This is a genomic window from Bacillus cereus group sp. BfR-BA-01383 (genome assembly GCF_022663495.1).
Lineage (GTDB): Bacteria > Bacillota > Bacilli > Bacillales > Bacillaceae_G > Bacillus_A > Bacillus_A cereus_AU.
In genome coordinates this window covers 42,593-57,887 of record NZ_JAKUFP010000001.1, presented here as the reverse complement: position 1 = coordinate 57,887, position 15,295 = coordinate 42,593, and the positions used below count along the sequence as shown (strand labels likewise).

Genomic DNA, 15,295 nt, shown 5'->3' with positions numbered 1-15,295 from the left:
TTGATAGATGCATTAGATGTAATGAGTAACTTGGATAAAGTCCTTCCTTATTATCAAGCTATTTTTAGTGCTGATGAGCATACAGTAATTGGATATGAAGTAGTAGGGCGTATTCAAACAGAAGAGGGTATACAAAGTTTAGCTTCGTTCTTTCATGATGATTCTATTCCAAGTGAGTTTCAACTGGAAGCGGATAACATTATAGTAGAAAAAGCTTTAAATCGTTATTTAGAAAGTAATCAAAAATTATTATTATTTATACATCGGAATGCTAACGTATTAATGAATGATGAGGATGAAAGTTTACTTCAACTTTTATTGATGTATGAAAAACAAGGTTTAAATTTGAAAAACATTGTTCTTGAAATTACAGAACATGAGTGCAAAGAAGATATAGAACAATTTAATCATTTGCTTATGTATTATCGTACATATGGTATTCAAATTTCGATTAATAAAGTCGGAACGGGTACAAGTAATTTAGAGCGTATTAGCGTATTAGCGCCAGATATATTAAAAGTAGATTTAACAAATTTAAGGCAAACCGCACTTTTACAATCTTATCAAGATATATTATATTCTTTATCATTACTTGCAAGAAGAATTGGTGCAACATTGTTATATGAAGAAATAGATGCTTTTTACCAATTGCAATATGCTTGGAAAAATGGTGGGAGATTTTATCAAGGTAATTATTTAAAAGAGTGTTTACCTGATTTTATTGAAACGAATGTTTTAAAAGAACGACTTGGTAATGAGTGTCATCAATTTATTCTGCATGAGAAGAAGAAATTGCAAAAAATTTATAATTTAACAGAGATGTTACGTGATCGAATTGGTGATGTTCTATCAAAACAAAAAAAGAATGAAGATATAAATGATTGGTTATTACAATTTAGCCAAAGTGTATCACAGTGTAGTTTTCGTATATTTATTTGTAATGAAGATGGTTTCCAACAATCAGGTAATGTTATGAAAAAAGATGGGGAATGGATTGTGATGCCGGAGTATTATATGAAGAACTGGAGTTGGCGTCCGTATTTTTTAGAGAATATTATGAAAATGCGTTTTGAGAATAAGGCGAGGCTTTCAGATTTATATGCCGATATTGAAACAGGTGAAATGGTCCGAACATTTTCTTTCCCAATTGATGATGAAAACTTTTTATTTATAGATTTATCTTATGAATATTTATATGAAGAAGATGTTTTATTTTAATGCACGAAGAGATTCGTGCATTTTTTGTTTGTTTTTATCATAAATTGGTAATAGTGAAAATGGTGATGAAAATGCTGTCTATCGCTGTAAAGATTTTACGAACGAAACCATCCCTTTCTTTGCATAATCATTGTTACAATGAATACTACAAAGACAAGTTCTTTTAAAAGGAAGGTGAAAAAATGAGGAAATATGGAATATGGTTTGTTCTATTTGTATGTGTTGCCTTTCTAGTTGGTTATAGTGTGACAACTGTTTTAGGAAAAGAGGAAGTGAAAATTGATCGGAAAGAAGTGTTTACAACGATACAAAAAGGCTATGAAACCCAATTTTCAATTCGTGGGAAGCATATGCCGATGAACAAGATGATAGAGACGTTATCACCGTATTTTACAGATAATTTCCTTCAAGTATTTACAGATGAAAATAGTAGAAGTGATAAACAAAGTGGTGAATATTTACTGCCGGCAAAAGAAGCGCCGTTTTCTTTTAATTCAGAAACAACAATGTCGTATGATGAAGAGCATAAAAATTTATACGTATATGAGCGGGCGAAAAGTGGGCAATATCAAATAGTGACATTGCAAAGGGATCAAGGAAAATGGAAATTAGCAGGATATCATGAGAGTCAGGAACTTTTAACTGAAATAAAAAGGTTACAACAATTGTAAGAATAGGAATAGGTATCTACCTATTCCTATTCTATATTGAGTAGCTGTTGTAATTTTTCGATTTGAAAACCTGCAACAACTTCCCCGTCAATTACAACTGTTGGAGTTGAATAGGAGTCATAGTCGTATAAAAGACGGTCGCGAGCAGCGGCGTCTTTTTTTACGTCAAATTCTTCGTATGCAACGTTATTGTGTTTTAAAAATTCTTTCACAATGACACATGGCGGACAATCAGGTTGTGTGTAAACCTCAATTTTCTTCATTGTAATTCCTCCTTTTTTTCTGTTTTTTATTATATTCTTCCAGTATGAAAATCGCAATAAAGAAGGGAAAATATGTTCTTTCTGTTTTTTCCTTCGTATTTCGACAAATTTTTAGTTGAGTTTCTGGCCAATAACCTTTATCCTAGACTGTGGAACATTTTTTCTGTTATGACGGATAGAATGAGTATAGCTGTAAAACCTATTGGTAGGAAGATCAGAGAAAGGAGAGATTTCATGTCTCTACTCCAAGGAATTTTAACTCGACTTGTTAGTCTACAAGAACAAGCTGAAAGCGGTGAAGTAGCACAACGCTATTTTGAAGTGAACGGTGAGCGCAAATGTAGCGTGAAATTTTTCGATAAAAGTGAAATGTATGAGTTAGAAGTGTATCAACAAGGTGAAAAACCTCAAGTGTATCAATTCGATAATATCGACATGGTTGCAATTGAGATTTACGATATCATTTCTTGATACATATAAAAAAGGTACTGCCATATGGCGGTACCTTTTTTAGTTCTATTACTTTCTGGCATATATGTATAGGAATTTTTTATTTTTCCTACAATGGTAATAAAGTGAAATTTTAATCGGTGGAGAGTGTTTAGCAGCCACTGATTATTAGCCTACACCAATCGGGAGTCTTACTGCCCACAAATAGCGTGATAAAAATAATAAGGAGGTGTGTTGCGTGGAACGTTTACCACTTGTGATTTGTCCTAATTGCGACAATTCAGCTGAGATTATTCATGTATTAACGGCTCAATCTAATCAAAATGTAATTTATACGTGCCAAGTATGCAATTTTGTCATTCGGAATATTGAAACAAATAAAGGATAGGGAGTTATAATTTTTGTTTTTGTCCCATACAATGAGAATACGAAAAGTCTGTCTAATTGAAAGGACGTGACTATGTGGACGGTGAACATACATTTTATAATGTTTCAGAGAGACATTTGAATTTTGATATGGTCTTTAACCGTATTTGTAGTTTCATTGAAAGGGATTCACGAAATCTATATCGATTATCCATTGGGACAGACTCACAAGCACATCAAAAGGATACGAGGTTTATTACGGCAATTCATATTCATCGCGTTGGAAAAGGAGCCTGGGGGTGCTTACACCATAAATCAGTAAAAGATAAACCAGCAACTTTACGTGAGAAAATATATTTAGAAACGCAGTTTAGTCAAGAAATCGCATGCCTGTTTACGCCTAATCACATACAAACAATATGGGATTTATTGCACCCACATGCTCAAGATGGGGCGGGATTTATAATGGAAATTCATTTAGACATCGGGAATGATGGTTTAACAAAAGAATTTATTTTAGATATGACAGCGAAAATTCAAGCGATGGGATTAACTGCAAAAATTAAGCCAGATGCCTATGCGGCGTTTAGCTATGCAAATCGATATACGAAATAATTTCTATGTATTTTCGATTTTTATATGTCTTTTATTAAAAGCTGAATATTACATCTATTAAATAGGTTGAAAATTTTATATAATGAGAGTAACGATGCGAGTATAAGGAGAGGGGTATATGCAAAAGGAGTTTGTTTTAACGAAAGAAGAAGAAAGTTTGTTGCTAGATATTTTATTTCAGCAAAATTATGCGAGTGAAATTTTAGCTGTGGAACTTACAGATATTGAGAATGGCTTAAAAAAGACAGATGCAACGCAATATAAAAAAATCACAAGGTTATTTTACAGATTAAAAAACAAAGGGTATTAAGTGCTACCGGAATGGTAGTCTTTTTTTTGTGTTGTATGCTAAAATAGCTGTGTAATTGTATTTTTGGTGAAAAAAAGTTAGGACAAAATAATAATATGAAAACGCTGTCATAAAATATGGATAGAGTCGGTGAATATAAGCAGGAAAAAGGGAGAATGGAGGATGTAATATGATAAGTATTCCGAAAGATGAGTTTCAACAAATTCTTGTGAAGGATTTAATGATTTCATCAGAAAAAGTAGCACATGTCCAAATCGGGAATGGTTTAGAGCATGCTTTACTTGTTCTTGTGAAATCTGGATATTCGGCAATACCTGTTTTAGACCCAATGTATAAATTGCATGGGTTGATTAGTACTGCTATGATTTTAGACGGTATGTTAGGATTAGAGCGCATTGAGTTTGAAAGACTTGATGATATGAAAGTAGAACAAGTGATGAAGGAAGATATTCCGGTCCTTAAGTTAGAAGATTCATTTGCAAAAGCTTTAGAAATGACAATTGATCACCCCTTTATTTGCGCTGTCAATGAAGATGGCTATTTTGAGGGTATCTTAACGCGCCGAGCTATTTTAAAATTGTTGAATAAAAAAGTAAGACAACATAATCGATAATATGAAAAAAGTGACTTCATAGAAACGGAGAAGTCACTTTTTTTTCGTGCATATCAGTTGTGTATGTATTATATTTAAAAAGATAAAAAGCATAAGAAAAGTTTGAACAAAAAATCGTATTTTTTTCTATAAAAGCATTTAATTAAATTAGGAATGAAAAGCTTATTGAAATAAGGTGTATGGAAGCTAAGGAAAGAGGGAGAAAGTTGCAAATTGATGATTTTCAAATGATGGTTGTGTTAGCTCAGGAATCAAATATGAGAAAAGCGGCGGAACGTTTATTTGTTTCCCAACCTGCGCTTAGTCAACGATTACAATCTATGGAGAAACAATGGGGAATGAAGTTTTTTATTCGCTCACAAAAAGGATTGACAATTACACCTGAAGGGGAAAAAGTCGCAAATTATGCAAAGGAAATGTTGCAAAGGGAAGAGGATATTAAAAGTGAGCTAGCTGTTTTTAGAACAGAAACTCACGGAACGTTAAAAATAGCCGTTGCATCGGTTATTGGCCAATATTGGCTCCCACCTGTTTTGAAAAAATTTGTGCATAAATATCCTTCTGTGAAGATATCGCTGTTTACGGGCTGGAGTAGTGAAGTGCAAAAGCAATTTTATGAAGGAGACGTTCATGTTGCTATATTAAGGGGATCACAGGAATATAAAGGACAAAAGACACAATTATTTGAAGATGAATTATATTTAGTTGATAAAGAAATAAAAGATATTTCAATGTTAAAAGAAACAAATAGACCATTTATTCAATTTAAAAGTGATTCGACTTATTATGGACAAATACAAAATTGGTGGTATGGTTTATTTTCTAATCCACCTAAGCGTACCATTGTAGTTGACCAAATTGAGACATGCAAACAACTCGTTTTAAATGGTATAGGTTATGCTCTATTACCTTCTACTGTTTTAAAAGAAGTACAGGAAAATATGTATAAAACACCTGTTCAATTAACGAGAGAAACATGGTTGTTGACGAGTGAATCAGCAAGACAATTGAAGCAAGTACAAGCATTTTTAGAAATTATAGAAGAAATTCAAATGGAAAAATAGGATTATTATCTTGCTACTCGCTCTTTCGTTTGGTAGAGTAACATTATAAATGGATTTAGGAGGCAACAAGAATGAAAATGATGGACGCTAACGAAATTATTTCGTTTATTCAAAAAAGTGAAAAGAAAACTCCTGTAAAGGTATACATAAAAGGGGATTTAAAAGAAGTAACATTCCCTGAAACAGTACAAGCATTTGTAAATAAAAAGTCGGGTGTATTATTCGGAGAATGGTCTGAAATTAAGACAATTCTTGATGAGAATAACAAGTACATCGTTGACTACGTTGTAGAAAACGATCGTCGTAATTCTGCAATTCCAATGCTTGATTTAAAAGGTATTAAAGCTCGCATTGAGCCAGGCGCGATTATTCGTGACCACGTTGAAATCGGTGACAACGCTGTTATTATGATGAATGCAACAATTAACATTGGTGCTGTAATTGGTGAAGGTTCTATGATCGACATGAACGCAGTACTTGGTGGACGTGCAACTGTCGGTAAAAACTGTCACGTAGGTGCAGGCGCTGTACTTGCAGGTGTTATCGAGCCACCTTCTGCAAAACCAGTTATCGTTGAAGATGATGTTGTAATCGGTGCAAACGTAGTTGTATTAGAGGGAGTTACAGTAGGTAAGGGTGCAGTTGTAGCAGCAGGAGCTGTTGTAACAGAAGATGTGCCTCCATATACAGTTGTTGCAGGTACTCCAGCACGTGTAATTAAAGAAATTGATGAGAAGACAAAAGCAAAAACTGAAATTAAACAAGAGCTTCGTCAATTAAACCCAGAGAAATAAAAACAAAAAAGCGTAAGAGCATAAACAGGCTCTTACGCTTTTTATAGATAGAGGTGCAAAAATGACAGTGAGCAAATTCGTCCAAATTCGTAGAGAGTTACATAAAATACCGGAAATTGGATTTAAAGAGTGGAAAACACAACAGTATATTTTAGATTATATAAGAACGCTTTCGAATGAATATGTGGAAGTGAAAGTATGGAAAACGGGTGTCATTGTTAAAGTGAATGGAAAAAATCCAGAAAAAATTATAGGTTATCGTGCAGATATAGACGGTTTACCAATTACAGAGGAAACTGGATATGAGTTTGCATCTATCCATGAGGGAATGATGCATGCATGTGGACATGATCTGCATACAACAATCGGTTTAGGACTTCTAACAGCGGCTGTGACGGAAAGAATAGATGATGACCTTGTATTTCTATTCCAGCCAGCAGAAGAGGGGCCAGGAGGAGCTCTTCCTATGTTAAAAAGTGAAGAGTTAAAAGAATGGAAACCGAATATAATTCTTGGTCTTCATATTGCACCTGAATACGCTGTAGGAACAATTGCAACAAAAGAAGGGCTGTTATTTGCAAATACATCAGAGTTATATGTTGATTTAAAAGGAAAAGGTGGACACGCAGCCTACCCGCATACTGCAAATGATATGATTGTTGCAGCGAGTCACCTTGTTACACAACTTCAATCTGTTATTAGTCGTAATGTGAATCCTCTTGATAGTGCGGTAATTACAATTGGAAAAATTACAGGTGGTACAGTTCAAAATATTATAGCAGAAAAATCTCGCCTAGAAGGAACGATTCGAACATTATCGGTGGAATCAATGAGGCGTGTTAAAAGTAGAATTGAGGCAATTGTTGCAGGCATAGAAGCCTCCTTCCAGTGTGAAGCAGTCATTGACTACGGAGCGATGTATCATCAAGTATATAACCATGAAGAATTAACGAGAGAATTTATGCAATTTGTACGTGAACAAACTGATATGAATGTAATTACATGTACTGAGGCAATGACAGGTGAAGATTTTGGATATATGCTTCAAGAGATTCCTGGATTTATGTTTTGGCTTGGGGTAAATTCAGAATATGGTTTGCATCATGCGAAATTAAAACCAGATGAAGAAGCGATTGAAAAGGCGATTGTATGTATAGACCAATATGTAAAGTGGAAAGGAAATAGAAATTAAAATTTTTACTTTCTTAACGGTTACAAATTCGCTGTTTGTACTGAGTTGTAAGTAACATTTGTAAATACTGGTTGGGCATTTGCATACAAGTGAAGGAATATGAATCCTTACTTTAATAGTTCAAGTAGTTGTCTTAATAATGAGCAGAGGTTTTTTAGCCGCTGCTCATTATTAATTGTCGGTCATTAGGGAGAACTACTGTATATATGTTTACTTTTCGTGTGGAAAGTGTGTAAAATCAATGTGAAACATAGAAAAAAGGGTGGGGAATTACGTGCAAATGAGCAGTGCAATGTTGTGTTTTGTTTTATATGCGTATGTTATTATTGCGGCGGTTTATTTTGGGATAAGTTTTTATGCCTACCGTTTAGTAGATAATAATGAATATGACGAAACATATAAATGGGTGAAGAGATATTTATCACCTGTACTAGAAATTATGAATGGATTTGTACTCTTTTTGTTTATTGGATTAATTGCTTTCTCAACGAGTTTAGTAGGGAATAAAACTACGTTATTTGTACTAGGTATCATTATTTTTATGTTGTTAGGAATACGGATTGGTAATACGGTGTTTTGGAATGAAAGAAAAATAGATGGTTGGACGGGGATGTTAATCCCGTGCATGCTAGCTGCAATCGTGACAAATATAGAACATGAGTATTATCAATTGCATTTTTGGCTTATTATCGTTTTAACAATTTTTTCTGTTTTGTATATAAGTACGGTAGTACTCACATACATTGCACATGAAAAAGGAGATGTTAAAGGTACTCGCTTCTTTAGAGGACGGGCATTATTTTGGAGTGTGCCAACGATGGCCGTTATAGGAATTATTGCGATATTAGTAAATGGATATCAATTTTCTGATTGGCAGCTGTTTTTAGAAAATTGGTGGATTTTTATCTTTTCATTTGTCGCGTTTTTAGGCGCAACACATTATTTATTCCATCAACATCATTACATATGGGCGCTGTTATTTGCATTCATACAGCTTCTATTCGCTTTTTTCGGTCAAGAAACATTATTATTCGTTTTTGAAACATTTAGTTCATTTGGAAATATATTTGTATTTGGCATGTTGCTTGTTGGTATCGCCTTTTATTTACAACAATACTTTTATATGCAAAAACAAAAATAGGAGCTAACTACAGGTTTTTGTGACGCATATAAAGTATGTTACAATGAAAATACATAGTACTTGAAGTTATTGGAGGAATTCCTGTGAGTGAGAAAGAAAAAGAATTTGCTGTCATTGGGCTTGGACGTTTTGGTGGAAGTATTTGCCGAGAGCTAGCTCAATTAGGTATGGAAGTAATGGCAATTGATTCAGATGAGGATAAAATCAATGAGTTTGCAAATATAGCTTCGCATGCTGTAATTGCAGATTCAACAGATGAGATGGTATTAAAAAGTCTTGGTATTCGTAATTTTGATCATGTAGTTGTTGCTATTGGGGACAACTTAAATTCAAGTATTTTAACAACATTAATTTTGAAAGAGTTAGGTGTAAAAAATATTACTGTAAAAGCTCAAAATGATTACCATGAAAAAGTGTTAAGTAAAATAGGTGCAGATCACATTGTGCATCCAGAACGTGATATGGGAAAAAGGATTGCTAATAATATTGCATCAAGTAACGTGTTAGATTATCTTGAGCTTTCAGATGAGCATAGTATTGTAGAGATTATTGCAAATAAAAAAATTGATGGTCATTCTTTAATCGAATTAGATATTCGTGCGAAGTTTGGATTGAATATTGTAGCAATTAAACGTGGTAAAGAAGTTATCGTATCTCCTCGAGCTACGGAAAATATTCAAGCAGGAGATATATTAATTGTAATTGGTCATGACGATGAAGTAGATCGTTTTAAACATTTTTTAAGATAAGTAAAAAGGACAACACCTTCATGGTGTTGTCCTTTTTTTATATTTCCATAATGATTGGTAAAATCATTGGACGACGTTTCGTTTTCTCGTATAAGAATGGTGCCAATGTGTCTGTAATTTCATTTTTAATTTCAGACCATTGTGTTGTTTTACGTTCCATTACTTTTTCTAAATGAGTTGTAATTAATGTTTGAGCATCGTTGATTAAATCACTACTTTCACGCATATAAACGAAACCACGTGAGATGATATCAGGTCCTGCTGCAACTTTAAACTCTTTCATATCAATGCTTACAACTACAATAACAAGACCTTCCTCAGAAAGGATACGACGATCGCGTAATACGATATTACCGATATCTCCAATACCGTTTCCGTCGATATAGACAGATCCAGATGGTATTTTACCAGCTACGCTTGCTTCATCTGAACGCAAGGCAAGAACATCTCCATTATCCATGATGAAACAGTTTTCTTCTGGAATACCGCAATCATTCGCTAATTTCATATGCATACGTTGCATACGATATTCACCATGAATTGGCATGAAATATTTCGGTTTAATTAGACGTAGCATTAGTTTTTGCTCTTCTTGTCCGCCATGTCCACTCGTATGAATGTTTGACAGCTTGCCGTGGATTACATTAGCACCAGCACGATACAACATGTTAATTGTACGGCTTACACTAATGGTATTACCAGGGATTGGTGAAGAAGAGAAAACAACTGTGTCGCCAGGAATAATTTGAATTTGACGATGAGTACCATTCGCAATGCGGGAAAGTGCCGCCATTGGTTCTCCTTGACTACCAGTACATAAAATAACCACTTTATTAGCTGGTAGGCGGTTTAGTTGAGATGCATCTATGAATGTATCCTTCGGACAGCGAATATAACCGAGGTTTTGTCCAATCTCAATAGCTGCTTCCATACTTCGACCAAATACAGCCACTTTACGATTGTTTTCAACAGCTGCTTCAATAACTTGTTGTAGACGATGGATATTTGATGCAAAGGTTGCGAAGATGATACGACCTTCTACTTTGCGGAAAATATCTTGAATACTATCACCAACGCGGCGCTCAGACATTGTAAAGTTTGGAACTTCACTGTTTGTGCTGTCAGATAAGAGACAAAGTACACCGTCTTTTCCGATTTCAGCCATTTTTGTTAAGTCTGCAGGTTCACCGACTGGGGTGAAATCAAATTTGAAATCACCAGTATGAACAACTTGTCCTTGAGGTGTTTTCACAACAACTCCGTATGAATCTGGGATACTGTGAGTTGTACGGAAGAAGGAAACAGATGTCTTTTTAAATTTGATAACATCATCTTCTTGAATTTCATAAAGTTTCGCTTTACGAAGTAATCCGTGCTCTTCTAATTTGTTTTTAATTAGGGCAATTGCTAATTTACCGCCGTAAATTGGAATGTTCACTTGACGTAATAGGTAAGGAATTCCACCGATATGATCTTCGTGACCATGTGTAATGAATAAACCTTTAATTTTATCTTCGTTTCGCACAAAATAAGTGTAATCTGGTATTACATAATCGATTCCGAGGAGTTCGTCTTCTGGGAATTTAATTCCAGCGTCAATTATAATAATTTCATCTTGAAATTGAACAGCATATGTATTTTTGCCGATTTCACCAAGTCCACCTAAAGCAAAAACAGCAGCCTGATCATTTTTTAGGAATTTCATATGATTATACGTTCGCCGCTAATGTTAAATCAGCGTTTTGTTTTTCATATTCAAGATGAGCACCAGTAACAGACTGAACGAACTCGATATTATATGCGAACTTTTGTAATCTTTTACGAACATCCTTTTCAGACGTAGCCTCTAAATATAAAACTTTTGTATTTTCACGTACTGGAACCTCAGTCATTTTTTCTTGATAAAATACTTTAAAAATCATTTGGAAAACCTCTCCTTGTCTATGTTTTGCATTATCTGTTACTTATTATAAAGCAAACAGTCACGATTTTCATGTTTTTTCGAATGAGAATGAAGAAAAAGCCCGAAATGGGCACAATTTAAGCGATTGTCTTTTTACGGACTAGATCGTTTAAATAACGCTTGAGCTTTTTCTTCAGCTTCTTCAGCATGATTACTCCTTCCTTTCCTTATTTTAAACATGCATATTACTAGTGAAAACTCCGTCTCTGGTATAAGAAAGAGAACAAAGGTGAATCTTGGTCCTTTCTCATGCAGGGAAAGTTATTCTATAGTAACGATTAGTAGCCGTTAGTTATAGGTTTAGTATGAGAAAGAATGGAAAAGAAAATTCATACGAACAAGGATCCACATTTTTTACTAATATATATATGCAGGTTTCATAAATAAGGTCAGAAAGTGAACGCTTTCTTCACAGATGTTTAATATGTTATACTTTTTTTTAGAATTTGAAAAGCGATAATCAAAATAGGAATATAGAGTGCCAGAAAGGGTTTTGATTAATGAATGATAAAATTGTCTTTTTTGATATTGATGGAACATTATTAGATCATGATAAAAAAATTCCGCAATCTACACGAGATGCAGTAAGACACTTACAAGAAAAAGGTGTGCATGTAGCCATTGCGACAGGGCGTGCACCATTTATGTTTGAAGATATTCGTAAGGAACTCAATATACATAATTATGTTAGTTTTAATGGTCAGTATGTTGTATTTGAAGATGAGGTAATATTTAATAACCCGTTACATTCAGCAACGCTACATAAGTTTACTCAGTTTGCAAAACAAGAAGGGTATCCACTTGTATATCTTGATCATCAAGATATGAGAGCATCAGTGGAATATCATGATTATGTGAAAGAAGGCTTCGGAAGCTTAAACTTTGAGCATCCAGCATATGAACCTGATTTTTATGAGAAACGTAATATTTATCAAACACTTCTTTTCTGCGAAGTAAATGAAGAGGAAAAGTTTATTAATCAGTACCCAGATTTTCATTTTATTCGTTGGCATGCTTATTCAATGGATATCATTCCAAATGGTGGTTCTAAGGCAAAAGGGATTGAGAAATTCATTGAGAAATTAGGATTTAACCGTGAACAAGTGTATGCATTTGGGGATGGTTTAAATGATTTGGAAATGATTGAAGCAGTTGGGACAGGTATTGTGATGGGGAATGGTCATGAAGATTTGAAAAAACTTGCGAATCATGTGACAAAGGATGTTAGTGAAGACGGTATATACTATGGATTAAAATGGGCTGGATTGTTATAAGTGGATATGGAACCCATTTTATATAAAAAAGGCGGAAGATTAACTTCCGCCTTTTTTGGTGTGGGCTAATAATCAGAGTGGATAGTCCACACTGATTAAAGTTTCACTTTATTATTATCGCTCCAGAGGTTTCGACTCATCAGGAGCGGCAAATGGATTCTCTTTATTAATATGGTCGTAGAACATAACACCATTTAAATGGTCGATTTCATGCTGGAATACGATTGCTGGTAAACCTTTTAAACGTAATTTTACTTCTTCTCCGTTAATAGATGTTGCTTTCACTGTAATTCTTGTGTAACGAGGGACATAACCCGGTACTTCACGGTCTACAGATAGACAGCCTTCACCACTTTGTAAATATGTACGTTCAACAGAATGACTAATGATTTTTGGGTTAAATAATGCATGGCTATATAACGTACCGTTCGTATCAGTTACATGAACCGCAATCATTTTCTTTGAAATACCGATTTGCGGAGCCGCTAATCCGATTCCAGGGCGTAAACTATATTTTTCAGCCATTTCAGGATCTTGGCTATTTATTACAAATTCAATCATTTCTTTAAGGGTATTTGTATCTTTTTCACTCGCCGGTATGGATACCTCTTCTGCAACGTTTCGCAAAATAGGATCTCCTTCGCGAATGACATCATTCATTGTAAGCATATGTAATCTCTCCTTTCTTCTTTAGTCTACCAAAGGAGATGGAAAAAGTCATCGACAAGTGAGGGGGACGACTATGGAAATCGTTCTAATATAGATTAGTTATGTATGTGAGAAAAAGAAAAGACGGCAAAGCCGTCTGTTTCTTTCCATAGTTGTTTCATTTTACATTAGCGAATGCAAGCAGCACCAACGATAATTAAAAGGATAAACAACACAACGATTAAGGCGAAGCCGCGTCCAGACCCGCCACAAGAACCGCCATAACCGTAGGAAGGATATGAACAAGTTGGATAGCAATATGAGTATCCGTACATGAGATGACCTCCTTTATCATTTCCCGCTAATACTGCGGTTACTATAATGTATGGAGGGAAGAGTAGAAATGTATAGGTATTTACCTATAAAAGGAAGAAGAGTTTGTATAATTTTGTGGAGAAGAGAGAAAAACTAAAGAGAATTAAATCGTTTACATATTATTCTAAGAGAAAAAACAAGTTAAAAAGGGAATAATATAACAGTAGGTTAATGCTTACTAATACAGATGTGAAAAATAAAAACACGTTTGTGGAGAAGAAACCTGCAGATTATTTATAAAAAAACGTATTCAAAGTAATTGACATCGCAATTAGAATAGTTGTAAACTAAAAAACGTGATCAAGATTGTATTAATATGTTTTTGAAAAAACATTAGTACAGATTGTTAGGTACACAAAATTATTCTCAACCGACAGATAAATTTGTTGGTTTACATTGTCACGTTTTCAGTTTAGCTAATAGCAGGTGAAAGCGTTTCAGAATATGGTTCAAGAGAGGAAGAGGTGAACGGAATGGGTACTAAAACAAAAAAGACCCTATTTAATGTTGATGAGCAAATGAAAGCTATCGCAGCTCAATTTGAAACATTACAAATTTTAAATGAAAAAGGCGAAGTTGTGAATGAAGCAGCTATGCCTGAATTATCTGATGATCAATTAAAAGAGTTAATGCGCCGTATGGTGTATACTCGCGTACTAGATCAACGTTCTATTTCTTTAAACCGTCAAGGACGTTTAGGTTTCTACGCACCAACAGCTGGACAAGAGGCTTCTCAGTTAGCAAGTCATTTCGCACTTGAAGCAGAAGATTTCATCTTACCAGGATATCGTGATGTGCCACAATTAGTATGGCACGGCTTACCATTATACCAAGCATTCTTATTCTCTCGTGGACATTTCATGGGTAACCAAATGCCTGAGAATGTAAATGCACTTGCTCCACAAATCATTATCGGTGCGCAAATCATCCAAACTGCTGGTGTTGCGTTAGGTATGAAACTACGTGGTAAAAAATCTGTTGCAATTACTTACACTGGTGACGGTGGTGCTTCACAAGGTGACTTCTACGAAGGTATGAACTTTGCGGGTGCATTCAAAGCTCCAGCAATCTTCGTTGTACAAAACAACCGTTATGCAATTTCTACTCCAGTAGAAAAGCAATCTGCAGCTAAAACTGTAGCTCAAAAAGCAGTAGCAGCAGGTATTTACGGAATTCAAGTAGACGGTATGGATCCATTAGCTGTATACGCAGCAACTGCTTTCGCTCGTGAGCGCGCAGTAAACGGCGAAGGCCCTACTTTAATCGAGACTTTAACATTCCGTTACGGTCCACATACAATGGCTGGTGATGACCCAACTCGTTACCGTACAAAAGATATCGAAAACGAATGGGAACAAAAAGATCCAATCGTACGTTTCCGTGCTTTCTTAGAAAACAAAGGCCTATGGTCTCAAGAAGTTGAAGAGAAAGTAATCGAAGAAGCAAAAGAAGATATCAAACAAGCAATTGCTAAGGCTGACCAAGCTCCAAAACAAAAAGTTACTGATTTAATGGAAATCATGTACGAAAAAATGCCTTACAACTTAGCTGAACAATATGAAATTTACAAAGAAAAGGAGTCGAAGTAA

19 protein-coding genes are annotated in these 15,295 nt (G+C 34.7%); 14 read left to right on the top strand and 5 right to left on the bottom strand.

Annotation, left to right across the window (positions count from 1 at the left end; all coding sequences use genetic code 11):
* On the top strand, positions 1-1,218 hold the full coding sequence (locus MR065_RS00340; RefSeq protein ID WP_097904486.1) for an EAL domain-containing protein: 1,218 nt from the start codon (positions 1-3) through the stop codon (positions 1,216-1,218).
* Positions 1,219-1,400: 182 nt separating this feature from the next.
* Positions 1,401-1,889, top strand: coding sequence for a DUF3993 domain-containing protein (locus tag MR065_RS00335; protein WP_242212058.1), 489 nt, complete (start codon positions 1,401-1,403; stop codon positions 1,887-1,889).
* A 26-nt stretch (positions 1,890-1,915) separates the two neighbouring features.
* Here the strand turns inward: MR065_RS00335 and MR065_RS00330 are convergent, their stop codons facing one another.
* Positions 1,916-2,152 carry a glutaredoxin family protein gene (locus MR065_RS00330; RefSeq protein ID WP_000717871.1) on the bottom strand — a complete coding sequence of 79 codons (237 nt, stop codon included), beginning with the start codon at positions 2,150-2,152 and terminating at the stop codon, positions 1,916-1,918.
* Between the two features lie 234 nt (positions 2,153-2,386).
* Between MR065_RS00330 and MR065_RS00325 the strand changes: the two genes are divergently transcribed.
* The 10 genes from MR065_RS00325 (at position 2,387) to MR065_RS00280 (ending at position 9,446) form a co-directional block, all read left to right on the top strand.
* Positions 2,387-2,623, top strand: a complete 237-nt coding sequence (locus MR065_RS00325; RefSeq protein ID WP_000055151.1) for a YkuJ family protein — start codon at positions 2,387-2,389, stop codon at positions 2,621-2,623.
* Between the two features lie 217 nt (positions 2,624-2,840).
* Positions 2,841-2,990 (top strand): hypothetical protein, encoded by a 150-nt coding sequence (locus tag MR065_RS00320; RefSeq protein WP_242212056.1) that lies wholly within the window; start codon positions 2,841-2,843, stop codon positions 2,988-2,990.
* A gap of 74 nt (positions 2,991-3,064) precedes the next feature.
* Complete coding sequence (locus MR065_RS00315) at positions 3,065-3,583, top strand: ribonuclease H-like YkuK family protein (protein WP_242212055.1); 519 nt, start codon at positions 3,065-3,067, stop codon at positions 3,581-3,583.
* A 118-nt stretch (positions 3,584-3,701) separates the two neighbouring features.
* Positions 3,702-3,893: an antirepressor AbbA gene (gene abbA, locus MR065_RS00310; RefSeq protein ID WP_097904483.1), complete on the top strand. Its 192-nt coding sequence runs from the start codon at positions 3,702-3,704 to the stop codon at positions 3,891-3,893.
* Between the two features lie 169 nt (positions 3,894-4,062).
* Positions 4,063-4,506: a cyclic-di-AMP-binding protein CbpB gene (cbpB, locus tag MR065_RS00305; protein WP_000623574.1), complete on the top strand. Its 444-nt coding sequence runs from the start codon at positions 4,063-4,065 to the stop codon at positions 4,504-4,506.
* 179 nt (positions 4,507-4,685) lie between these two features.
* Entirely contained in the window at positions 4,686-5,570 is an 885-nt protein-coding gene (locus tag MR065_RS00300; RefSeq protein WP_002019148.1) for a LysR family transcriptional regulator, read from the top strand.
* A gap of 71 nt (positions 5,571-5,641) precedes the next feature.
* Positions 5,642-6,364, top strand: a complete 723-nt coding sequence (gene dapD, locus MR065_RS00295; RefSeq protein ID WP_000783243.1) for a 2,3,4,5-tetrahydropyridine-2,6-dicarboxylate N-acetyltransferase — start codon at positions 5,642-5,644, stop codon at positions 6,362-6,364.
* A gap of 61 nt (positions 6,365-6,425) precedes the next feature.
* Positions 6,426-7,556 (top strand): N-acetyldiaminopimelate deacetylase, encoded by a 1,131-nt coding sequence (locus MR065_RS00290; RefSeq protein ID WP_097904481.1) that lies wholly within the window; start codon positions 6,426-6,428, stop codon positions 7,554-7,556.
* Positions 7,557-7,830: 274 nt separating this feature from the next.
* Positions 7,831-8,697 carry a cytochrome C oxidase assembly protein gene (locus MR065_RS00285; RefSeq protein ID WP_242212054.1) on the top strand — a complete coding sequence of 289 codons (867 nt, stop codon included), beginning with the start codon at positions 7,831-7,833 and terminating at the stop codon, positions 8,695-8,697.
* Between the two features lie 83 nt (positions 8,698-8,780).
* Entirely contained in the window at positions 8,781-9,446 is a 666-nt protein-coding gene (locus tag MR065_RS00280) for a potassium channel family protein (protein ID WP_001290442.1), read from the top strand.
* 37 nt (positions 9,447-9,483) lie between these two features.
* Here the strand turns inward: MR065_RS00280 and rnjA are convergent, their stop codons facing one another.
* Entirely contained in the window at positions 9,484-11,151 is a 1,668-nt protein-coding gene (gene rnjA / locus MR065_RS00275) for a ribonuclease J1 (RefSeq protein ID WP_097904479.1), read from the bottom strand.
* A 4-nt stretch (positions 11,152-11,155) separates the two neighbouring features.
* Positions 11,156-11,368: a DNA-dependent RNA polymerase subunit epsilon gene (locus MR065_RS00270; RefSeq protein ID WP_097904478.1), complete on the bottom strand. Its 213-nt coding sequence runs from the start codon at positions 11,366-11,368 to the stop codon at positions 11,156-11,158.
* Positions 11,369-11,909: 541 nt separating this feature from the next.
* Between MR065_RS00270 and MR065_RS00265 the strand changes: the two genes are divergently transcribed.
* On the top strand, positions 11,910-12,683 hold the full coding sequence (locus MR065_RS00265; RefSeq protein ID WP_242212053.1) for a Cof-type HAD-IIB family hydrolase: 774 nt from the start codon (positions 11,910-11,912) through the stop codon (positions 12,681-12,683).
* Between the two features lie 114 nt (positions 12,684-12,797).
* Here the strand turns inward: MR065_RS00265 and def are convergent, their stop codons facing one another.
* The gene (def, locus tag MR065_RS00260) at positions 12,798-13,352 is read right to left on the bottom strand and encodes a peptide deformylase (protein ID WP_242212052.1); all 555 of its coding nucleotides are present in this window, start codon (positions 13,350-13,352) and stop codon (positions 12,798-12,800) included.
* A 167-nt stretch (positions 13,353-13,519) separates the two neighbouring features.
* On the bottom strand, positions 13,520-13,666 hold the full coding sequence (locus tag MR065_RS00255) for a YjcZ family sporulation protein (RefSeq protein ID WP_000274562.1): 147 nt from the start codon (positions 13,664-13,666) through the stop codon (positions 13,520-13,522).
* Between the two features lie 513 nt (positions 13,667-14,179).
* Between MR065_RS00255 and pdhA the strand changes: the two genes are divergently transcribed.
* Positions 14,180-15,295 (top strand): pyruvate dehydrogenase E1 component subunit alpha, encoded by a 1,116-nt coding sequence (pdhA, locus tag MR065_RS00250; protein WP_000536893.1) that lies wholly within the window; start codon positions 14,180-14,182, stop codon positions 15,293-15,295.